Source organism: Mycobacterium sp. NGS59 (genome assembly GCF_059812345.1).
In genome coordinates this window covers 337,480-359,055 of sequence record NZ_JCALCN010000001.1, presented here as the reverse complement: position 1 = coordinate 359,055, position 21,576 = coordinate 337,480, and the positions used below count along the sequence as shown (strand labels likewise).

17 protein-coding genes are annotated in these 21,576 nt (G+C 59.6%); 7 read left to right on the top strand and 10 right to left on the bottom strand.

Annotation, left to right across the window (positions count from 1 at the left end):
• Nucleotides 1-3: 3 nt before the first annotated feature.
• From AC5Y46_RS01595 to AC5Y46_RS01575, 5 genes are all read right to left on the bottom strand, one after another.
• Nucleotides 4-834 carry a class I SAM-dependent methyltransferase gene (locus AC5Y46_RS01595; RefSeq protein ID WP_499989843.1) on the bottom strand — a complete coding sequence of 277 codons (831 nt, stop codon included), beginning with the start codon at nt 832-834 and terminating at the stop codon, nt 4-6.
• On the bottom strand, nt 831-2,000 hold the full coding sequence (gene rffA / locus AC5Y46_RS01590; protein WP_499989842.1) for a dTDP-4-amino-4,6-dideoxygalactose transaminase: 1,170 nt from the start codon (nt 1,998-2,000) through the stop codon (nt 831-833). Before rffA ends, AC5Y46_RS01595 begins: the two co-directional genes overlap by 4 nt.
• Nucleotides 2,001-2,235: 235 nt before the next feature.
• On the bottom strand, nt 2,236-2,937 hold the full coding sequence (locus AC5Y46_RS01585; RefSeq protein ID WP_499989841.1) for a WbqC family protein: 702 nt from the start codon (nt 2,935-2,937) through the stop codon (nt 2,236-2,238).
• Nucleotides 2,938-2,939: 2 nt separating this feature from the next.
• The gene (locus AC5Y46_RS01580; RefSeq protein WP_499989840.1) at nt 2,940-3,815 is read right to left on the bottom strand and encodes a methionyl-tRNA formyltransferase; all 876 of its coding nucleotides are present in this window, start codon (nt 3,813-3,815) and stop codon (nt 2,940-2,942) included.
• A 42-nt stretch (nt 3,816-3,857) separates the two neighbouring features.
• Nucleotides 3,858-4,799 (bottom strand): glycosyltransferase family 2 protein, encoded by a 942-nt coding sequence (locus tag AC5Y46_RS01575; protein ID WP_499989839.1) that lies wholly within the window; start codon nt 4,797-4,799, stop codon nt 3,858-3,860.
• A gap of 631 nt (nt 4,800-5,430) precedes the next feature.
• On the opposite strand from AC5Y46_RS01575, the gene AC5Y46_RS01570 reads away from it, so the two are divergent.
• The 5 genes from AC5Y46_RS01570 (at nt 5,431) to AC5Y46_RS01550 (ending at nt 11,073) form a co-directional block, all read left to right on the top strand.
• On the top strand, nt 5,431-6,393 hold the full coding sequence (locus AC5Y46_RS01570; RefSeq protein ID WP_499989838.1) for a glycosyltransferase family 2 protein: 963 nt from the start codon (nt 5,431-5,433) through the stop codon (nt 6,391-6,393).
• Nucleotides 6,394-6,400: 7 nt separating this feature from the next.
• Nucleotides 6,401-7,597 carry an ATP-grasp domain-containing protein gene (locus tag AC5Y46_RS01565; protein WP_499989837.1) on the top strand — a complete coding sequence of 399 codons (1,197 nt, stop codon included), beginning with the start codon at nt 6,401-6,403 and terminating at the stop codon, nt 7,595-7,597.
• 21 nt (nt 7,598-7,618) lie between these two features.
• Nucleotides 7,619-8,824 (top strand): DegT/DnrJ/EryC1/StrS family aminotransferase, encoded by a 1,206-nt coding sequence (locus AC5Y46_RS01560; protein WP_499989836.1) that lies wholly within the window; start codon nt 7,619-7,621, stop codon nt 8,822-8,824.
• Nucleotides 8,818-9,564, top strand: a complete 747-nt coding sequence (locus tag AC5Y46_RS01555) for a class I SAM-dependent methyltransferase (RefSeq protein ID WP_499989835.1) — start codon at nt 8,818-8,820, stop codon at nt 9,562-9,564. Before AC5Y46_RS01560 ends, AC5Y46_RS01555 begins: the two co-directional genes overlap by 7 nt.
• A 243-nt stretch (nt 9,565-9,807) precedes the next feature.
• Entirely contained in the window at nt 9,808-11,073 is a 1,266-nt protein-coding gene (locus tag AC5Y46_RS01550) for a polysaccharide biosynthesis protein (RefSeq protein WP_499989834.1), read from the top strand.
• 47 nt (nt 11,074-11,120) lie between these two features.
• On the opposite strand, the gene AC5Y46_RS01545 is transcribed toward AC5Y46_RS01550, so the two are convergent.
• A complete protein-coding gene (locus AC5Y46_RS01545) occupies nt 11,121-12,623 on the bottom strand; it encodes a glycosyltransferase family 87 protein (protein WP_499989833.1) in 1,503 nt (500 codons plus the stop codon).
• Between the two features lie 81 nt (nt 12,624-12,704).
• Between AC5Y46_RS01545 and AC5Y46_RS01540 the strand changes: the two genes are divergently transcribed.
• Nucleotides 12,705-14,810: an acyltransferase family protein gene (locus AC5Y46_RS01540; RefSeq protein WP_499989832.1), complete on the top strand. Its 2,106-nt coding sequence runs from the start codon at nt 12,705-12,707 to the stop codon at nt 14,808-14,810.
• A 23-nt stretch (nt 14,811-14,833) separates the two neighbouring features.
• Here the strand turns inward: AC5Y46_RS01540 and AC5Y46_RS01535 are convergent, their stop codons facing one another.
• The 4 genes from AC5Y46_RS01535 to AC5Y46_RS01520 form a co-directional block, all read right to left on the bottom strand.
• Nucleotides 14,834-16,375 (bottom strand): hypothetical protein, encoded by a 1,542-nt coding sequence (locus tag AC5Y46_RS01535; RefSeq protein WP_499989831.1) that lies wholly within the window; start codon nt 16,373-16,375, stop codon nt 14,834-14,836.
• 141 nt (nt 16,376-16,516) lie between these two features.
• Nucleotides 16,517-17,989, bottom strand: coding sequence for a glycosyltransferase (locus AC5Y46_RS01530; RefSeq protein ID WP_499989830.1), 1,473 nt, complete (start codon nt 17,987-17,989; stop codon nt 16,517-16,519).
• Nucleotides 17,990-18,013: 24 nt separating this feature from the next.
• Nucleotides 18,014-19,033: an NAD-dependent epimerase/dehydratase family protein gene (locus tag AC5Y46_RS01525; RefSeq protein ID WP_499989829.1), complete on the bottom strand. Its 1,020-nt coding sequence runs from the start codon at nt 19,031-19,033 to the stop codon at nt 18,014-18,016.
• Nucleotides 19,030-20,286 (bottom strand): nucleotide sugar dehydrogenase, encoded by a 1,257-nt coding sequence (locus tag AC5Y46_RS01520; protein WP_499989828.1) that lies wholly within the window; start codon nt 20,284-20,286, stop codon nt 19,030-19,032. Before AC5Y46_RS01520 ends, AC5Y46_RS01525 begins: the two co-directional genes overlap by 4 nt.
• A 266-nt stretch (nt 20,287-20,552) precedes the next feature.
• On the opposite strand from AC5Y46_RS01520, the gene rfbG reads away from it, so the two are divergent.
• A complete protein-coding gene (rfbG, locus tag AC5Y46_RS01515) occupies nt 20,553-21,566 on the top strand; it encodes a CDP-glucose 4,6-dehydratase (RefSeq protein ID WP_499989827.1) in 1,014 nt (337 codons plus the stop codon).
• Nucleotides 21,567-21,576 lie beyond the last annotated feature (10 nt).

Here is a 21,576-nt window from a genome sequence, read left to right as displayed (position 1 = left end):
GGCTTACTCCTTCATGCCGACGGCTAGGCAGCTGGTGCCGAACGGAATAGTGCCGCCCGACTCGATACGCCGCGCTTCGACGTCCAGCAATCTGTCGATTACGCGCGCCGAAAACCCTTCACGCGCATGCTCAGCAGCCTGTTGCTCATCATTTCCTTGTCGCCTGAGCCGCAGTAGACTCGGCAATGTTCTGAGCAGAAGCACCGGCGGCGGCAGCGGCGAGAACAGATATGTTCCGTAGAGCGGTCTGAATCCATTGTCTCGCAAGGCACTATTCAATCTTCGCAGTGTGTACCGGCGGAAATGTCCTGCCGCAATGTCATCGACGGAGTGGAGGAATGCGTAAGCCGGAACCGTCAGGAACAACAGACCGCCCTCACCCAAGAACCCATGAACCTGCTGTAGGGCACCCGCCTCGTCCTCAATATGTTCCAGCACGTCAAACATTCCAGCGGCGCTGATGCTGCCCGGTTTCAGGCCGATATCCTCCAGCCTGCTACAGATGACTGGATCAACACCGCGGGCGCGAGCCGCAAGGGCGCCGTCGATTCCTGGCTCCACCAGAGCGCAATCGAAACCTTCCTCCGACAACCCCTTCGAGACGTATCCATTGCCCCCGCCGATATCGAAGAGCACGCCGTGTGGATCGAAGCGGCGCACCACGCTGGCAATACAGCGATTCCGGTGGCGAAACCAGAATGAACGGTCTTCGATCTGCAGACAGGCCGCGTTCCCGTCCTCGGGATAGGACACCTGAGTGTTTTGACGTGCGAACCAGATACCGTCCGCGCGGCATTCCAAGCCCGGGGCCGCCGTGGCGATATCAAACGTCATGCGCCCAGTGCCCCGTGGGTAGGACGTGACTGATAGAAGTCCAGCACCGCACTGGCGACTTCCTCGACTTCCTGATCAGTGAGGTCAAAATACATTGGCAACCTCAACAATCGAGCACTTGATTCTTCAGTGACCGGCAAACGCCTCTGGGGCACGCCAAGTGATTGCGCGAACGGGGACGAATGCAACGGGACATAGTGAAAGACGGCCAGGACTCCTGCCGCCCTGAGGTGGCCAATGAGAGCCGTACGCTCCTCGATATCGGCGGTCAGCAAGTAGAACATATGATAGTTCGTCGAGCAATGAGACGGCACAACCGGTATTCGGACGAGACCGCGTTTCACCAGCGGTGCCAGAATGGTGGAATATTGTTCGAATATCTCGCCTCGCCGCTGGGTAATCTTCTCCATGTTCTCGATTTGGCCCACTAGAAAGGCTGCGAGCATATCCGAAGGGAGGTATGAGGAGCCGACGTCTACCCAGGTGTACTTGTCCGATTGGCCACGTAGGAATTGACTTCTGTTCGTCCCCTTCTCACGGATGATTTCGGCACGTTGCTCCAACATCGGGTCGTTGATGACCAATGCGCCGCCCTCACCACAGGAGAGGTTCTTCGTCTCGTGAAAGCTGTAGCAACCGAGATGCCCGATTGTGCCTAACCACCGATCCTCGTAACGGGCAAAAACACCTTGGGCGGCATCTTCCACCACCCACAATCGATGGCGTGCGGCAATGTCCATGATCGCGTTCATCTCGCAGGCAACACCCGCGTAGTGGACGGGGAATATGGCACGAGTACGCGGTGTGATCGCTTCCTCGATCAGCCTTTCGTCGACGTTGAGCGTGTCGGGGCGGACATCCACAAATACAGGTACCGCGCCTCGCAGCACAAAGGCGTTGGCCGTGGAAACGAAGGTGTAGGAAGGGACGATCACCTCGTCACCGGGCTGAAGATCACAAAGGAGTGCGGCCAGTTCGAGGGCTGATGTGCACGAAGTGGTCAGCAAGACGCGATTGGCATGGAACTTTTGTTCCAACATAGCCTGGGCGCGCTTGGTAAACGGACCGTCGCCGCTGGCATGCCCGCCGGCGACCGCTTGACCTACATAAGTCAGTTCCGACCCGACGACCGCGGGCTTATTGAAGGGAATGCGAATGTCTGTCACGTGGCTCTCGTTGCGATCCGTGCGCGGTTCCCATTGACCGCTGCGGGAATTCGATGATTCTGCTCTACCAGAACAAGAATCGAGGAGCACATGTATCGGGCAGTCCTGACGGTTACAAACTCGACCGCTTGCGCCGCCGAATGCAGCCCGCTACCCAATATAATCGGGTCTATGCGTTCGACCGCCGTCGACGCGGAAACCGAACGAAGTTTGCCCTTTTGAACGATTCGCTTTGTCACGCTCCCCCGTTCTCCCAGATCAATCGTGGCGCCTCTGGCCCCGTCATCATCAGCAGGTCGACGATCGACACGTGTGGGTCGAAAGGCGGATAGAGTTGCGGGTAGGATGCGTACTTGTAATCCATGTATTCCAGTGAAATCCCCGCCGTGGCAAGTTTTTGCTCGTCCAGGTAGTCGCGAGCCGAGGGCCCACTAATATAGTGTGTGGCTCCAACTTGAAGCAGTATCGAGATCAGCCGATCAGTCCTACCCCCATCCACATCTAGCTGTGACGAGCGGAGAAACCGCTTGTTTGTGATGCCCAGAATTCGTGCGATCTCCAGCGTGGTCTCGATCGTAAAGTCGGCCAGTAGCTCGGGCTTCTGTGCGTAGAAAGATTCAAGCAACTCGCGGTACGTTTCAAAGAAGGGTGCTTTCTTGTAGGTGTGCTGAATCGTGGACCAGTGTGATTTCGTCCACTGGCGGCCCCAATCGATTCGAATAGTGTTGATCGGCGCCCCAGTCTCGACGGACCCCTTCTTTGCCACAGGTATAGTGAGCCATTTCGACCCGTTCACTGTCTTCACACGATTGCGGTTGCGCCAGCCACCGCGGTCGTATTGAACATCATCGTAAAAGACAAAAACGTCAGCTTTCTGCATTTGATGAAAATAACCGCGCCAAGGAATATACGAGGGCTGCAGGATAACGCACTTCATTACTATGCCGGCTCTCCTTGACTACCGCTCGGACCAAGTGTGAGCACCAACCGCACGTCGTTCCTTTCCCAAACGATCTGATGTTCTGTAGCCGGGCGGGAGTCGTCTTTGTCATTGCAAGGGTCCCGCTCGATCAATGTGAAGCTTTGAACGGCGCGGTCCACGCCCTCGACACGAACGCTGGCGCCAGGGTATGGCTCCACCGCCCGCAAGATTTTATGCAGCTCGTGTAGGTCGAGGGTCTGATCAAGCCGTACCCGTTCCGCGAAGCGCCGAATCGCGGCGGTCGGTGAGCCTTGTTGCGGTTTGCCGACAGGCCGGATCCCGGTGTCAAACAGTTCGATCAACGGCGGTAGGTGACGCGCTGCCAGTTTGGCGAGCCCTAGTCTCAGCGAGGCGTTGGTCTCATCAGGGGCGATGGCGTACCTGGCCTGAACAAGAATGTTGCCCGCGTCCACTTCCGGGACGGCGTAGTGGTACGTCACGCCCGTTTCATCCAGCCCTTCGAGTACGGCGGCCTGGATCGGATCCGCTCCGCGCAAGCGCGGCAAGAGCGAGGGATGCATGTTCACTACGCCCAGTCGCGGCAGAGCCAGAACTGGCGGTTTAAGAATCTGGTCGAACCCCGTCATGAGGATCAGGTCAGGGTCATAATCACACAGCAGGTCGAAGCCAGTTCCAGAGCTAACGCGAAGATTTGTGTGGCATTGAATCCCGAGTGCCGCACAAACCTCATGAATCTGTGGGAGCGGATAGTACGGAAAGGGACCTTCGTATTGCCGCGTGAAGACAGCTGCGACTTCGACTCGGTCGTGGGCTTGAAGCGCCGGCAGGATCTCGTTCGTGTAGCCGGTCAGACCCAACAGGACAATTCGCATTTACGCTCCGAGAAGGGGTACGTCATACGGAATATGCTGCCATCAGAAGGCATGGTCGCCGTCACGTTCGACTGTGTCGCGCACCACATAAGTGGGTCGGTCCATGCTACGGAAGTGCATGCGAGCGAGGTACTCACCGATGATCCCAAGCGCAAATAGTTGCGCGCCCGAAAAAATTGCGATAATCGAAGCTAGGAAGGCGAATCCCGGCACTCCGCTGCCATAGATCAGATAGTTAGCGCCGACCCAAGCAAAAATCGAAACCCCAAACAGCACCAACGCGAACCCGATGAAGCTGGAGATTTGAAGGGGAAGCGTACTGAACCCGGTCATCAGATCGACGGCATGACGGATGAGTCGGGTTATCTTGTAGCCACTGACGCCGGCTGCGCGAGGTGCATGCCGCACCTTTATCGTGGTAAATCGCGAAGTACTCCATGTCAGAAGTACATCGACGGAGACGGTCGGACTGCGATAGTCCTCAAACCCATCCCTCAAGCGAGTCCGGAAGGCACGGAATGCGCTCACATTTCGCGCTGTCTCGGCACCCATGGCGCTGGCCAGGGCCAATTTCGTCAGGCGGGAAGCAGCGTCGCGGAGGAAGCCGTGCTGCTCGTTCTGCGGCGCTCCGTACACGACGTCGACATCGGGCCGAAGCGCTGCTAGAAGTGGTTCAATCTCACTGACTGGATGCTGTAGATCATCATCCATGGTCACGATCACTTCGTGCCGCGCTGCGCGGATACCGCACAGTAAGGCGTTGTGCTGACCATAGTTGCGGCTCATGCGTATCCCGCGTATCCGATCATCCGCTGCAGCCAGGTCGGTGATGATCTGCCACGACTCATCGCCGCCGCAATCTTCCACGAAGAGTATCTCGAAGGTCGAACCGATTTGCTCCATCGCGGTTGTCAACTGCGCATACAGGTCACGCAACGTCAGCGCTGCGCGGTAGACGGGTATTACGACGCTGACTGTCCGCATTGCCCCTCCCGATTGCAGCTTGCAAGTCTGCCATAGCCCCAAAACCCTTTAGGGGTGAGACGCATTCTCCTCAACAGGAGGCGTCTCACCAGTAGTAAGCCGGTCCGCCGCATTTGCGGTGCGATGGTCGAGTCGCGGCTGTCAGTGGTGGGCCGTGAGCAGCGGAGGTGGCGGCCACTTGGTCAGTGGGTGAGCGACTCCTCGCGATCGCAGCCCCACCATTTGACACTCACATACCTGTCGGATCCGGCTCTGATCCTCGCAGATAAGGCGTGTCCGCCGCCCCCGGGACTCGTGCCGGAAGAGCGTTTAGTGCACCTACGGACGCCCGCGTCGTGCGTCTGTTCTGGCGGAGTTCCCATCAGCGCGCACGGTCTCATCGGGAAGAGAAGCGTATTTTACCAGATTGCGCACGAAGGCCGACCAGTTGTCCTAGCCTACAGGGGCGCGGGGGGCAAGGTGCCGAACAACGCTCATCCGGTCCGTCGCGTTGTCACGACTTGAAGCAACGAGGGACCCGATGTCACATGACAGTGAACTGCTCTTGCTGTGAGCTGTGGTGCCGAGAACCGACGGGATCGCCGGTCGGATTGATTGTTGGTGGACTTCTGTACGCATCACCGAAGCAGTCATGACCACCTCATCCGCTCCGTCTCGTCCCGTGACAGCACAGCGCAAAGTCAGCATTGTTATTCCGGCATATAAATCCGCGGAGTCGCTTCCGGTGCTGTTGAAACAGTTGTTCGATATGGAGACGGCGAACAACTGGGATCTGCAGGTAGTCGTTGTCGACGATGCCAGTCCCGACACCACTTGGGCAGCCCTGAAAGTTGCGAAAGAAACATACGGAAGTAAGCTTCGCATCGCCCGCGCACTCACAAATGGCGGACAACATCGCGCTATCCAGGCTGGCTTGTCTCTTATAACCGGCGACATCGTTGTGACAATGGACGATGATCTTCAGCACCGGGCTGAAGACGTTGCTGGCTTAGTTGAGGAAGTTGGCTCCGGTTACGATCTCGTCATAGCGAGTTACCATCACAAAAACCACAATGCAGTTCGCAATACTGCCGGGTCGTTCATCGACAGGCTTATCAAACGCCTTTTCGATTTGCCGCGTTCGTTTGAGCTTACCAGTTTTCGTGCAATGAAACGCTCAGTCGCCGAAGGAGCCATCTCTCAGGTCAGCGAACGTCCATACATCACCGCCATGCTGCTGGCCAACTCATCGAACAGAGTCAATGTCCCTGTAGTCCACGCACCCCGAACTCATGGCAGTTCGAATTATACGCTGGGCAAAAGTCTGTCCCTGGCCATGAGCCTTATATTCTCCTATTCTGCCTATCCTATCGCATTTATTGCGGCACTCTGCGCATTCGCATTCGGGATTTCGATAGTCCTGGGTGTATACACCCTCTGGCAGGCAACTACGCATAACACAAATGTGCCCGGGTGGGCGAGTCTGATCATGGTCACGACGTTTTTCAACGGTCTTATTCTGCTCGCACTGGTAGTGTTCGGAGTTTATCTATCCCGCATCTACCTCACTGTTGTCTCAGGTCGACTGAGCAATCGGCTTGCGGAGATTGAGTGAGGGAAAGATGACCAAACGTCAGACGCTGTTGGTGCTGGGCGCCTCCAACTACCAATGTCACGTCATACGGCGCGCAAAGCAACGAGGCATACGAGTCGTCGTTGTGGATTGGTCTGCCCAGAACCCCGGCCACGCGATGGCCGACGAGTCGCACGTGGTCAGCACAACGGAAATCGATGCGGTGTTGAGTATCGCCAAGCAATCGCGAATTGACGGGATCATCTCACCGGCAACGGATGTCGCGGTCCTGACTCGAGCGGTGGTAGCCGAGAAGCTCGGGTTGTTCGGACCGCCCTCGTCCGCGGTGCGAACACTCACCAGCAAATCTGCGTTTTTCGATTATCTACGACATGTCGGTTTTCCGGCCCTGCCGTACCAACTTTTTACCTATGACCGAGTTCCCGAAAAGTTCGACCTGATGTGGAGACAATGCATAGTCAAACCGGACGACTCCTCGGGCGGAAAAGGTGTCACGTTGGTGAGCGATCCAGCCCAGCTCGCCCCGGCCATCGAGCGAGCACTGGAGTTCTCCCGCTCCGGCCGCGCTCTGGCACAGCAGTACGAAGCCGGATTCCAAGGAACGATCGAAGGCTGCTTACTCGACGGAGAAGTTGCCTTTTCATTGGTGACAGAACGGTACCTTCCTCCGCCGCCGGTGGTTGCGACGGCCGGCCACACAACCCCATGTGGACTGTCCTCGTCACAAACGCAGCGGGTCCTTGACGATGTAAAAAGTCTCTTTACCTCTCTGTCGATTTTCAATACAGCTTTTGATGCCGATTTTGTCTGGAGCGGTGATCAACCAAAGTTTTTGGAACTGTGTCCGCGATTGGGCGGAAACTCACTCAGCCAGCTTGCCCTGCACCACTGCGGTGTGTCCTTGGCAGATATGGCGATCGACATAGCACTGACGGGCACAACATCTCTCACCGAACAGCAACATTATTCGGGCACCTCCAAGGTCATTATTCTGCACTCGAACGAGGGCGGGCGGCTCGAATACGATCCGACTCTGTTACCAGCTGCTCGCGGCATCGAAGGCATCAAACGCATCGTCCTTGACTGGCATCCCGGAACGGTAATTTCTCCTTTTGTAAACGGCCGTCACCGGTTCGGTGAGATCATTGCCCAGGGGATGACTTCAGAAACTGTTGATGCAGCAATCGAGCAGGTACGAGAAAAGCTGGCATTGCGGGTCGTATGACTGTCGAGCGGAGGTAGCACAGTGATCCCGCGCGCGCGTCCGGCGTTCAGCATGAGAGAACTAACTGCTGCGTTGCGCGTCCGTAGGGACGGGCGCGAACTCCTGAAGCTCTCTCGCGACCTTGCTGAGTTTCTCGACGTAAAGGATGTCGTACTTACCGGCTCCGGTCGATCGGGACTGTACGCGACCCTGGTGGCCATGGGCCGAAGACGGGTGGTCCTACCCGCGTACACGTGCAATGCCGTGGTCGAGGCCGCGTTGCTCGCGGGATACGAAATCTCCTATGTCGACTGCGCCCACGATTCTTTCCAGACCGATCCGCGTGATTTGGTACCGGCTCTGGGCGACGACGCTGTCTACATCGCCACGCATCAGTTTGGCTTGCCCTGTGCTGTTGAAGAGACGGTACAGATCTGTCATGACCACGGGACGTTGGTGATCGAGGACTGCGCGGCATCGCTCGGCACGCGAGTATCAGGCCGCCTTGCAGGTACTTTCGGCGACGCCGCATTCTTTAGCTTCGACATGTCGAAGCTCATCACAGTGCCCCTCAAGGGAGGCGCCGTGACCGCGTCGGATCCGACTTTGCTCGCGGCTATTCGACGCGCCCACTCGGACAGGACAATAGTGCCGCCAAGGCTGCTCGAGGCGCGTTGGCTCGCTATGGGCGCCGCACTGTTGTCCCTGCAACGTCCAGGGCTTTATCGAGCCTTCCATAGCAGGCAATTCCCCGAAGGTGGAGCCTTCACAGCAGAGGCTCCCCTCGATGTGGTCGAATACGGCCCCTACTACCGCTACACAATGGGTAATGCCCAAGCGCGGATCGTGCGGAACCAACTCGGTCGCATAGAGGCACTCGTGGAAGAACGGCGCGCGTTGTATAGCTTCTATCTTGATGCTTTGGCATCGGCGACTTGCTTCTTGTTGCCGCCCGCCGACAAGGACGGCGCGTGGGCACCGATTCGATTTCCCATTCGGGTTCTCGGCGACAAGCTGGCGTTCTACCGAGCGTCTGTTCGTCGTGGGGTTGATTTCGCATTCAGTTTTACATTTATCGAAGCCCCGTCGACGTGCAACGAAGCGCATATGCGTGCGCGCGAAGTGCTTGATCTTCCGTTCTATAGCGGGCTCACCGAATCGGCGCGGCGCCAGGTGGTTGACGTTGTGCTAGCAGTGGACCGCGACCTATCACGCTCAGCAAGCAACAAGGAGTGCCAGGGATGCTGAAGAAGATCACACAGCGCATCGCTTTCGGTAGCGATGGATTTGACCCCGTGGCCTATTGGCGACAGCGCGCCGACGATCCCGGAACGATGAGCGTGATGTGGCAGAACCGCACCTTCAACGATCTTGTCGATCGGGACGAATGGTCGGTAATCGAGTCAACATTGCCGGAGCAACGAGACGCGGTTCTGGATCTCGGCTGCGGCACGGGCCGTGTCGCAGAACGGCTCGCGGCGCGCTTCGACAGCTACACCGGCGTCGATCTCGATACCATGGTCGCCGAGGCCGGCCGTAGGCATCCTGAGCTTGCCTCGTCCTTCGTGGCTTCGACGGTTGCTGACTATGACTATCCTCCCGAACGATTCGACTTCATCCTCTCGCTTGGCTGCTTAGCCACCGCGTGCACCGCCGCATCCCTGCCCGACGTCGCAGACAGGATCGCTCAAGCACTCAAGCCACGTGGCCGTCTCACCCTCATCGAGCCATTCCACACGGGGCCGCTGCTCACACGTGGTTGCAGGATGAAGCCGGGAGAAGTATCCGCACTTTTCGCCTCTCTTGGTCTGCGAGAGTTGCAACGCGGGGGCATCCTCTGCTTTCCGGCGCGGATGTTGCTATCCGAGCCTGTCTTCGAGCGGTCGCCCGGTGTTACGCGCGCGATCTATGAATCAACCGATCGACTCGCCCGGAGGTTTCCTGCCATGCTTGCCGATTACGCCGTGCTATCGCTCGAGAAGCGCTGACCATCAAGATTGACTGCGTATGCGGCGCCCCAGGTGGTGCATCGAGTTCGACCGACGACTGTAGCTGTTGTCTCCCAACGAATTTCAAGATGGGACCGTCTGCACCATGCTGGCTGCCGAACGTCGGCCACGGAACGAGTCGTCCCGATCCCGCCTCACTGCAGGCCACATATCGGCACGTTGCGAATGTCCGGTTGATAGCGTCTCCGATCCGGAAGACGTTGCCTACGCCATCTGTTCGAAATGACTGAAGCAGGCGGTCCCGTTGCATCCACCGGGCCGGTCGCGCGGAGCAGCGTCGCCCGCGTCGGCGCGGCGACCGTGCTGACAGTTGTCTGCATTTATGCGGTCATCTACTTGGCTGCCCGCGACCTGACACCGGCTCAGTTCTCGGTATTCGGCGTCTTCTGGGGAGCGCTAGGTATGGCCACCGGCGCTGCTAACGGCCTCATGCAAGAAACCGCGCGGGAGGTTCGCTCGTCGAACCCCGACGTTGCCCCCAGTAGGACGGTCCGCCCGCTGCTGGTGGCCGGCATTGTCGGTGTCGTGGCGGCCGTCGTGATTGCAGGCAGTTCACCGCTGTGGAGCGGACAGATGTTTGTCGAGCTACGGTGGCTGTCCGTAACGCTACTGAGCGTTGGTCTGGCGGGATTTTGCATGCAGGCGGCACTGTCAGGAGCGCTCGCTGGCACTGATCGCTGGACACATTACGGGGCCCTGATGGTGACGGACGGAGGCATCCGGATGTCCGTCGCGACGGCGGCAGTCGTGGCCGGCTGGGGCCTTGCGGGCTTCCTGTCGGCTAGCGCCGCAGGGGCCGTGGCGTGGTTGCTGATGCTGACGGTCTCGTCCACGGCGCGGGAGGCGGCCCGCCGGCTGACGCCCGGAGGACTACTCGGGTTCCTACGCCGCGCTGTTCACTCCATCACGGCCTCCGGGGCCAGCGCGATCCTGTTGATGGGCTTCCCGGTGCTGCTCAGGGCGACCTCCGACCAACTGGGAGCAACGGGTGGAGTGGTCATCTTGGCTGTCACTTTGACTCGCGCACCACTACTGGTCCCGCTAACGGCTATGCAAGGCAACCTGATTGCTCATTTCGTCGATGAGCGCACTCGACGGCTCCGAGCTTTGATTTCTCCAGCAATGGTCATTGGCGGAATAGGCGCAGTCGGAGTGCCGAGCGCAGCGATTCTAGGACCCTGGTTGCTGCGTGTCGGATTCGGCTCTGAGTACGAAGTCAGTGGGACGTTGTTAGCCTGGCTGACTGCGGGGGCCGTATCTATCGCCATGCTGATGCTCACCGGTACAGCGACCGTCGCCGCTGCTTTGCATCGTGCGTATTCACTCGGCTGGGTCGGGGCGACGGTGATGTCGACATTGTTGCTTTTGTTGCCTACCGAGTTGGAGACGCGCACAGTGATCGCGTTGCTATGTGGTCCGGTGGTGGGCATCATCATCCATGTTGTCGCGCTCGCGCGATCACCATCTCGAAAGACATTTGCCGCCTGAAATCGGCCGATGAACATAAGCGAAACCACGCGCCGATCCGGCGTGCGTCAGGGTGCCGGCGACTCGGCTTCTTCCTCTCGGGCGACCGTGACGTCACGAGCCGACATATCGTCAGGTTCACTGAGGTCGGCCGGTTTTCGAGCATAGGAGACGATTATCGCTATGCAGGCGACCAACCATAGGAAAGCTGCATACATGACAGTGGTTTGTACAAGTCGCACGCTACCAACTACGCCTCTGGTTCCCATCTGTCCGTAAATCGGCGCCTCGAATGGCTGACCAGGGACGGCGATATTCACAATGCTCAGCACGGTGGCCAAAACGACGCAAATGCCGACCGCACGACGGCGGTCGCCTTGATCAGCGAACCTGTCGAATATTCCTTGGCCAGGTTTCCCGTTTGGATCCCGCACAACGAGTGCCGCCACAGGCAGAGCAAACACCAGGTAGTAGAAAGCGGCATACGAGGGCGCGAGGGTGGCGGTGGCCAGGACCACAATGCCCACCATGACGGGCGGGATGCGCCGCCCGAGCACAATCAGAGAAATGACAACGAGCAGCAGAAAGACAAACCCGATCATCGTTCGCGGACCAATAAGGAAGTCTTCCGGGACCCGGCCGCCCACCTGATAGCTTTTTATGCTGTCCGGGATGAATAGCAGCGCTCGGCCGAACGACGCATTTCGTGTATCGAAGAGCCCGCCGAATGAATTGTTGAATTTTATAATGTCCTTGACCGATTGCGCGATTGTCCCCGGAAAGCCTCGTGGCCACAGAAGAAAAGCGGCGACATAGGAGACCACGATTCCAACTAGCGTTAACCCACCCCATCGCCATTGCCGTGCCGCCAACAACGCCACCACGAGCACGGCGAACTGTGGTTTGATCAGCGCGGCCAAGATCACCATCAATGCGACGAGGCCCCAACGGTGTCGGGACAACGCCACAAAGAAGACCAACGCGATTGGTACTACGAAACCCGTCGAGTTCCCCCGATCGATCGCCCCCCAGGCCGGGATGGCAGCAGCACCCAGCGCCACAAGAACTACTACGCGTTCCAGTCCACGGGCCCCCCGAGCGGCCCACACTGCGGGCGATAGAACGGCCATCGTCAACGCCAGTAGGTAAAGGACTAAGCCAATCTGAGGGGCGCCCAGCCAATGAGCAGGAATAGCAAATAAAGCATATGGTACGCGCGCAGGAGCCCAGGTTCCGATTGGAAACGGCTGATAGTCAGGTGGCAGGGAAATTAAATAATTCCCTGGATCGGGTTGAATCCCGGCGGTGGCCACCATCGCGTAATCGCTGAAACAGTGCCGGCCTATACGCACGCCCCAATCGAGCCAACAGTCCTCCGGAACCAACAGCAATGTAGAAAGGACATCAACGGAGTAGAACTGGGTAAGGGCATAAAACATCACTGCAGACGCCGCCGACGCTAACAGGATTGTTCCGAGCAAGAGGGTGCGCTCGGATTCGGAGGTGACGGCCGAGATCCGCTGGTGGGTGGCGGCGACGCCATCGCGCAGCAACTCGACGGGTCGTTTCATCTGGTCCCTCCCTCGGTTCTGCGCGAAACGCTAGCAGGAGCACCGTTGCCTACTGGCCCGTACGGCAGGTAAGCCGGTCGTGTGGCGCAGACTGTCGGCCTGGTCGTCTGTTCCGTTCCGTCCACGCAATTTCGTCCAGGTGCCTTAAGTAAGATCGCGATGTTGCGGGCGTTGGGTACGGGTCAGGAGGTTGCCCTGGAGGGAAGTGTCCGGGCCGACGGGCCGCCTGCTGTCAGCGATGGCCGCCGATTTGACATTCAAGGGCTTCGAGCAATCGCAGTGCTGCTCGTTGTGGCGTTTCATGCCGGCCTGCCCGTCCCCGGGGGGTTCGCGGGAGTCGACGTCTTCTTCGTCATCTCCGGCTTCGTCATCACCGGCATGATTTATCGTGAGCGGTCGATTACCGGGCGCTTCAAACTGGGTCGGTTCTACTTCCGCCGCTTCAAACGTCTGACGCCTGCTCTGGCGTTGACGACCGCCGTGACAATGGTCTTGACCAGCTGCTTGTTGTCTCCATTCGAGGCGCAGCAAAAAGCGGCGCTGACTGGAGCGGCCGCCATGCTTTTAATGGCGAATTTTGAGATTGCTCAGCACGTCGGTGGCTATTTCGACCTGCCAGCAAGATCGAACCCGATGCTGCACACGTGGTCGCTTTCCGTTGAGGAGCAATTCTACCTCGTCTTTCCTGCAATATTGCTGCTCGGATGGAAGCTTTCCCGGCATCAAGGGCGTCGCCTCCGGCGGGTCATCCTCATGGTGAGCATAGTGTCCCTGCTGTCCTTCGCGCTTGCTATAACCGCACCGGGCGGACCGGTTGCAATGCAGAGGAACATCACGGGCTTTTACAGTCCTTTCACCCGTGCGTGGGAATTCGCGGTCGGTGCGCTCCTCGCCCTTGCGGTGACGAATCGCGCTCTCCGCTCGAAAAAACAAGCAGAAATCCTCGCCTGGCTGGGCCTGATACTACTGATTGCATCAGCACAGCTGATCAACGAAGCTACTCCATTTCCTGGACCATGGACCTTACTGCCGATCGGCGGGACTCTTCTATTGATCGCGGCCGGCACGCGCCACCTGACATCGGTGGGCCGCTTTTTGACAATCCCGCCGATGATCAAACTGGGTGACTGGTCATATTCGATCTACTTATGGCACTGGCCACTCGATGTATTCGCCCTCCAGCTATGGCCAGAGGTTCCCTACGTACGCGTCGCAGCTTCGGTGTTGGCCATCGCAATCGCCGCTGCCTCCTACCGGTGGATCGAGCAACCGTTGCGACGACTGCCTCAAATGACCCGGGTGCGAAGTGCCGGTCTGGTTGGCGCTGTAGTTTCACCACCCCTGATCGCGGCGGTTGTTGTCCTTCTCACGGCGAACCAATATTGGTTGCCTGCATACAAATCCGGTCGGATACCTATCGCTCACCAGGGCAGCACGGATTGGGATGAGTTCTATCAGTTCCTAGGGCGAACGTCCTATCCCTGCTTTGATCAGACATTGCGAGATGCGGCCGTGCACTGGAAAGGCATTGTCCACTGTCGGCAATCCAAGTCTGATTCACATATCGATGTAGCGATTGTTGGCGACAGCCACTCGGAGCATCTCTTTCTGGGCCTAGCAGAGGCTTTGTCGACCAAAAACGTGCTGTACTTCATGGCAGACGGGGCGCCGTGGAAGTCGGCTAGTGGTATGAGCAACGTCATCAACCGACTTGCATCAGATTCGGCAACCGAGACAGTTGTCATCAATGCATTGTGGTCGGTCCGAGGCGTGGACGGTCTATCCCAGGCAATAGAGACCTTCCGTAGGAACGGAAAGTCGGTGTTTGTCACCGACGACGTTCCGTTGTTCCCTTTCGATGCGGTGGCTTGCAAGTATCGCATTGCCCCGGTCCTGGCTTCGGTGAAATGTAACCAGGATCGTCAATCATTCGACACGTACTACACGGCATATTATCCAGCGCTCAAGTCGGTGGTCGAAAAGTTACCGGGTGTCGTGCTTCTCCACACGGCACATGAATTTTGCGACCCATCTGTCTGCCGCATGAACGACGGCGGAGAGCTCTTATACCGCGATACAAACCATTTGAACGAAACGGGAAGTAGATTTCTTGCCAAGCGGATGCTCAATGACTCCCCTGAATTCAGGGCCGCGCTTGCCCGCCCACCCAAGAATCCCGCACCCTGATGTCTGCGTTCCCGGCGCGGCCCTCACGAGTCAGTGCTGTCGGACCCGGTCAGGTTGCGCACAGTCGCAACGCCGAAGAACAGACCAATACCGAGCGCCAAAAATGCAGGACCGCCCCCAAGAGCGAGGTGAACCGCCCCGTCGGTAACGCCGGCAAAACTCCCATGCAGCGCCATGCGACCCCGGGCAGCAGCATTGTCGGCACCGGCAGGCCGGATTTCTGGAGGAAGGATCGACCTGACACCGGGATCGTTCAGGGCCCAAGCCTGCCACTGCGGATTCGGGTGGACGAGCGTTACCCCATGACTGGGCTTGCCCCGATCCTTCAGGCGATCCATGTTCCCGGTCGCCAGATAAGCCCGTATGTCGTCGATCTGCTGATCTGCGGCCTGCCGCCAATAGCTCGAGGCGAGCACTGACATGTAACCCAGTCCCACCACGACTGCCACTACCGCGAACACCCATGCCGCACGTCCTCTTTGAGCCCGTCGGCTGACCTGCTCGACACGAACTGGATCCCCCTTGGCCAGCAATGCCACCAAAGCCATTGGGTAGACGAGCAGCACGACGTCCAAATAGCGTGGCGCAACCAGGATTCCGCGGCCGTAGGCGAACAGAACGAGTTGGATGGCGACCCAGCCGGAAATCCCGACCAACACCCACGCGCGGTCGGAGACCTTCGGTCGCCGGGACAGCGTGCGCCGACAGAACAACACGATCGGAATCACACCCGCGATCGTCAGGACCGCGTAAATGCCGAGTCCCTGGACGAAGGTCCACGGCGTGGACATCGGATTCTTGCTCCTCGACCCCGCCAAGACGATCGCCAGAGCGATGGACACGATCACGGCGACGGCGGCTACCTCCCGGCCACGTCGCTCCCGGGACTTCGTCGCAATCTGCAGACCCACAAGCAGCGCGGCGGCGGGGAGAATGGCCACCCCGGTCGCGAAGGTCAGATATCCCAGGATCGCGGCGGCCAGTCCGCCGAACCAGCGCACCGAGAACGGGCGCGCGGCGGCGAACGCAACCAGCGACGCCACTCCGAACAACAACGAGCAGTACACCTGAGACTGAAATCCCCACAAGGTGTTCTCGAAGTCGATCGGAAACGCGAATATCAGGGCGATGAAGCAGGACAGAAGCATCCGATGTTGCGGCGCGACCAGCGGCAGCAGCAAGGCCGTGAACCACGTGACGAGGGCGGTCAGCGCGACCGCGCCGAAAATCATCTCCAGACGTGTGTTCCATTCGCCGGCTAGTTCGAGGTGCACCAGCGAAAGCACGCGGGTCAGTACGATCCGGTGCTCGTTGTGCGGAGCGAACAGACTGGCGAAAGACAACGTCCCTTTCAGGTACGGCGCATAGAGTGCCGCCGCTTCGGCGTCCCATTGGTCGAGCACGGGCACGGGCGAACCAAACGCGGAGATGATCGTCAGTCGCGACCCGAAGACAGTCAGGGCGACCGCGGTCAGCAAGCCGTACAAGCCTCTTCGCCCCGCCTGTGCATCCTTGTCTGTCGCGCTGTCCTGAGTGTCGTCGTCACTGGCAGCGCCGTCGTCCAACGCCAAATCATGTTGTTCGCGCATTCAGCAGTTGCCCTACTCGTGGATAAGCCGTCACAGCGCGTCACTTGATGGTCTGCGCACGCCGAGTATTTCATCTGGCCGGAACCCGTACCGACAGCTATACCCTAAAGCCGCAGATCAGCTGTGCGACATGTTCTTTCGTCTTTTGTACTGGCGTAGGGCGTTCACCGCCCCTAATCCGGCCACGCCACCGCCCGCCCAACGCATTACGGGCCCCCGCATGGCAAGTCCGTACCAGTGCAGGTAGGCCGGCAACCAACCGGCCAGGTCGAACTTGCTTGTCCCGGCGGTCCGGTCCTCCCAGCTGCTCGGGACCTCGTCGACTCGATAGCCGAGCAGATGAGCTTTGGTGGTCAGTTCCAATCCCACTTCGAAGCCCCGCACACTTTCCACTGCGACATCGCGAAGAAAGCGGCGACTGTAACCGCGAAAGTTGGTCGTGGCGTCATGTGTCGGCACGCCACCGACATAGTGCAAGCTGAGCCCCGCGGTCCGAGACATCAGCGTTTTCAACCGTGGCCCGCCCTGCTGCGAACCTCCGGGCATATATCGCGACCCGCTGACTACGTCTGCTCCTTCGTCGCGAATCTTGGCTGCCATCAAGGGGATAACGTCCGGAGGGTCCGACAGGTCGGCCATGCTGGTGACGATCACATCGCCGGTTGCCGCGGCGAAGCCGGCGATCAGCGCGTTGGCGACGCCCTTGCCCAGCGAGTTCCGGATCAGCCGCACAGTGGCCGGCCGGTCGGGCATGGCCTCGATCGCCGGCAGCGTGGAGTCCCCGTCGAAGTCGTAGCAAACGAGAAGTTCGTGCGGAACCTCCGACAATGCCCCGGTGAGCCTGCGGAGGCAGACCTGAATGTTCTCACCCTCGTTATAGACCGGGATGACAACGCTGATCAGGCGCTGCTCCCCTGCCGGAACCGGCTTGCGTGCCCGGATCAGGAACTGCTTGCCCAGCAGCGGCCACGCCAATCGCGAACGCAGATACAACTGAACCAGAACAGGGGCCTTGGGCAGTTTCGAGTCAGTCGAGTACGGCAGAAAGCGCTCGCAGGTGTCTGTGATGTCGAATTGGTGAGCCCGCAACAGCTCGCCCAACGATCTGTCGCTGATCGGGATCACATGGTCCCAGAAGTCCCAGTACTCGCCGGCCAGGAAGCGGATGTTCGGCCCCAGGGCGATGAAATGTCCCCCCGGTTTCAGTACCCGGCGTACCTCGGCGACGGTGCGTTCGACGTCGGCTTTGCTCTGCAGGTGCTCGAGCAGATTGCTCGTGAAGACGACGTCGACCGAGTCGTCGGCAATGAAATCCAGGTCGTCCGCGCGACTTTGGTGGAACTCGACCGTCGGGTCCAACATCTCGGCACTGTCCGGATTCAGGTCCACCCCAATTCGATGGTCGGCCTTCACGTGATTGAGAAACTCGCCGTAACCGCAGCCGAGGTCGAGCACGGTGTCACTGCGTCGGATCCACGCTTGGAAGAAGTCCCGGACGAGAATGCCCCAGATGGCCGTTCGATAGTCGGCGTCATCACCGAATCGGTTGCGATACAGCCGCTGCAGGTCGGATTCACCCGCATTGCGCATGGTGCCTAACACTAGCAACCGACGTCAGATGGATCCGGCTGCTACGGCGTTCGCCACCCACGGTATGACTTCATCGAGCATCGCGTCGAGCCGCGTCGTCGCCGAATAGCCGAGCATCTCAGACGCTTTCTGCACGTCCGGCGAGCGCAGTTGCACGTCGTGCTCGAACGGCGGATCGCTTTCGTAGCGGAACGGCGCGTCCGGGCGCATCTTGCGCCAAATCACTTCCGCCAGTTCCAGCACAGTCGTGGCTTCCGGGGTAGACAGGTTGAAATCCCCGTTCAGCGCGGCTGGGTGCTCCATGCAGGTTCGGATGCCGCGGGCCAGGTCGCCGCCGTAGGTGTAGTGCCGCACCTGCGTGCCATCACCGAGAATGCGCAGCGGGTCTTGACCTTTGGCGACCTTCTGAATCAAGTCCGGGACAACGTGGCTCATCGCGAGTTTGACATTGCCGCTGGGGATTTCGCGGCCACCGAGTGCGCGCTGCTCGCCGGTGCCCACACAGTTGAAGGGCCGGATGATCGTGTAGGGAAGACCGTATTGCTCGTAGGCGCCGTGGGCAAAATATTCGCACGCCAGCTTCTGGAAACCATAAGTGCTTGTGGGAGGCGGACATTCGGTGATGTGCTTCTCCGGCGTCGGGAAAACCGTCGCGTTTTCGAACACCATCGACGAGCTGATCACGTTGATCTTGTTCAGCCACCCCTTTTTGTAGGCGTAGATGGCGGTGTCGAAATGTGCGGCCGCGATGCGTTCGTTCTCGGCGAGGAGGTCGTAGGCGTACTCGTGGAAGTAGGTGATGCCGCCGATGCGCGCCGCGCTGGCGATGATCTGCTCGCAACCCTCGACGAGTTGGAACATCAAGTCGACGTCTTTGACGTCACCTTCGACGAAGTGGTAGTTGGGGTGGTCGTCATAGGACTTCTTGACGTGCCCGTACTTCGAATAATTGTCGATGCCTACGACTTCGTGACCGGCCCGAAGCAACTCGTCGACGACGTAACCGTTGATGAATCCCGCACTGCCCGTTACGAGTACCTTCACCGAGCCGCCGCCCCGACGGGAATCGGCATGATCTCGGAGCCGTTCACCACGTCTTCGTGGTCGTCAGGGGCGAGGCAGCCCCAGACGTCCTCGACGACCTTGCCAGGCGGGATTCGTAGGCCACGATACTGCGAATGCGGCACTCCCACGACGATCACGTCGGCCCGGTCGACGACCGTCTCCAGCGGGAAATAATCCGAGCCGTCCAGGAACGGATCGTGCCGGATCACTTCCTTGGCTTCGAGCAGTAGCAGATGCCTGAGCTTGAAGCTGAGCGAGTCACGCGTGTCGTCGCAGTCCGCCTTGAACGTCATGCCCAGGATCCCAACTACCTTGTCGCGCAGGTCAACCCGACGCTTGAGCATGTTGACGATGAATTGCGGCTGACCCTCGTTGACGAGCATGGCCGAGTGCCCGAGCATGAAATTGTTGTTGCTGAAGGCGGCCAGCTGCATGGTGTCCTTGAGCAGGCACGGACCTGCGGCAAGTCCCGCTCGTGGCAGGCTGTCCACCCGGTTGTTCTTATAGGTCGCGGCGTGGTGGACGCGGTGGTGGTCGAGGCCGGCCTCACGGCTGAGCAGATAGAACTGGTTGGCGACCGCAAACTGTATGTAGCGGTAGCTGTTACAGAACAGCTTGGCCAGTTCGGCTTCCTGGGGTTCCACCTCGATGATCTCGTCGGTGATATGCGAGAACAGTTCTCGGACCACCCGAAGACCCTCGCCGTCGAAGCCGCTGATGATCTGCGGAATCAGGCGCAGTTCTCGGATGGAATGTCCTTGGGCGATGCGCTCGGGACAGAACGTGACGTGCACGCCGATTCCCCGTTCCTGGAACAACTTGTGCACGCGTTCGGTGAGACCGGGATAGACCGTGCTCCTGAGCACGAGAGTCTGCTCGTCGTGGAAGTAAGGGCTGATCTCGTTGATGATGCGAAAGAACGTGTGCGCCTGCGGAGTCAGGAACTCGTCCACGGGTGTCCCCACGACACAGATGACGATGTCGGCGTTGCGGACGATCCAGGAATCGGTACTCGCTGCGATCCGCCCCGTCGGCAGTAGCCGCTTCAGCAGTTCCTCTGCGCCGCTTTCGATGAACGGCATCTTGCCGGCCATAATGGTCTTCAACGCGACGGCGTTGGTGTCGAGGATATCGACGTAGTAGCCCTCGTCCGCCAACACCAGCGCCAGTGGCAAACCGACGTGCCCGGCGCCCCCGACGATGCAGATTCGTTTATTCGGTTGATCCGCCACGCGAATCGCGCCTCCCCTCATTCTCAAACCCGCCCAGCTTCGAGCGGACCGACTGTTCCCCGGCAGCCTGTTGAGATGTGCTGGCAAAAGCGTACGAAATTAGCTGCAGCCGAGGTGGCGTTTTGCATTCATACCGTGGGTATGTCCGACAAGCTGTTTTGATGCCGATCGCATGTCATCGTTTGAGCTCCCCTTACGATGTGGGATCAACGATGTGCGCGAGGAGATCCCATTTCAAGCTTCGCAACCGCAGGGGCTGAGCGACCATGCATTACCTGATCACCGGTCACACCGGGTTCAAGGGCCCCTGGCTGATCCTGCTGCTGCTCACGCGCGGACACCAGGTCTCCGGCCTGGGGTTGGATCCTGCCGCAGACGGGCTCTTCGACCGGGCCGGATTGGCCGAGGAGTTGGTGCATGACTTGCGGGTCGACATCCGTGACGCCGGGGCCACCACTGCCGCCGTCCGGGCCGTAGCTCCCGACGTCGTGGTGCACATGGCCGCGCAGTCGCAGGTCCGCGAGTCCTACCGCGAACCGCGCTACACCTACGAGACCAACGCGATGGGCACACTCAACGTGCTCGAAGCCGTCGCCACGACGCCGTCGGTACGCGCCCACGTCGTCGTCACCACCGACAAGGTCTACCGCAACGTCGACCAGGAGGCCGGCTACGTCGAGACCGACCCCCTCGGCGGTGACGATCCTTACAGCGCGTCCAAAGCCATGGCCGACCTACTCACCCAGTCCTGGGTCCGCAGCTATCCGGGCTGCCCCACCGCAATTGCCCGGGGCGGCAACGTGATCGGCGGCGGCGACGTCAGCCCGGAGCGGCTGATGCCAGATCTGGTGCGCGCCTACGCAAGTCGACGGCCGCCATTGTTGCGCTTCCCTCGCGCGGTACGGCCCTGGCAGCACGTACTGGACTGCCTCAACGGCTATGTGACGATCGCCGACGCTTTGCTGTCCGGTTCCGGGCTGGGCCAGTGGAACATCGGACCAGGCCGGGACAGCTTCGTCGAGGTCGGTCAGGTCGCCTCGCTGGCCGCCGAACTGTGGGGCGGCGGAGCGCACTGGGAACCTCAGCCCGGTGACCACCCGCACGAAGCCAACCTGCTGGCCCTGGATGCCACCAAGGTGCAGCGCGAGCTGGGCTGGCGCAATCGTCTCGGTTTCCGTGACGCGGTGACCTGGACCATCGACTGGGAACGTCGCGTGCACGAAGGTGCGGACCCGCTCGCGATCACCCGGGAACAGATCGCGGCATTCGAAAGTCTCTAAGCGCGGTCGC

What these genes read in the sequence shown, in the direction of transcription:
- AC5Y46_RS01595 (WP_499989843.1), bottom strand. Translation starts at nt 834, where the DNA reads ATGACGTTTGATATCGCCACGGCGGCCCCGGGCTTGGAATGCCGCGCG.
- AC5Y46_RS01585 (WP_499989841.1), bottom strand. Translation starts at nt 2,937, where the DNA reads ATGAAGTGCGTTATCCTGCAGCCCTCGTATATTCCTTGGCGCGGTTAT.
- AC5Y46_RS01580 (WP_499989840.1), bottom strand. Translation starts at nt 3,815, where the DNA reads ATGCGAATTGTCCTGTTGGGTCTGACCGGCTACACGAACGAGATCCTG.
- AC5Y46_RS01575 (WP_499989839.1), bottom strand. Translation starts at nt 4,799, where the DNA reads ATGCGGACAGTCAGCGTCGTAATACCCGTCTACCGCGCAGCGCTGACG.
- AC5Y46_RS01570 (WP_499989838.1), top strand. Translation starts at nt 5,431, where the DNA reads ATGACCACCTCATCCGCTCCGTCTCGTCCCGTGACAGCACAGCGCAAA.
- AC5Y46_RS01565 (WP_499989837.1), top strand. Translation starts at nt 6,401, where the DNA reads ATGACCAAACGTCAGACGCTGTTGGTGCTGGGCGCCTCCAACTACCAA.
- AC5Y46_RS01555 (WP_499989835.1), top strand. Translation starts at nt 8,818, where the DNA reads ATGCTGAAGAAGATCACACAGCGCATCGCTTTCGGTAGCGATGGATTT.
- AC5Y46_RS01550 (WP_499989834.1), top strand. Translation starts at nt 9,808, where the DNA reads ATGACTGAAGCAGGCGGTCCCGTTGCATCCACCGGGCCGGTCGCGCGG.
- AC5Y46_RS01545 (WP_499989833.1), bottom strand. Translation starts at nt 12,623, where the DNA reads ATGAAACGACCCGTCGAGTTGCTGCGCGATGGCGTCGCCGCCACCCAC.
- AC5Y46_RS01530 (WP_499989830.1), bottom strand. Translation starts at nt 17,989, where the DNA reads ATGCGCAATGCGGGTGAATCCGACCTGCAGCGGCTGTATCGCAACCGA.
- rfbG (WP_499989827.1), top strand. Translation starts at nt 20,553, where the DNA reads ATGCATTACCTGATCACCGGTCACACCGGGTTCAAGGGCCCCTGGCTG.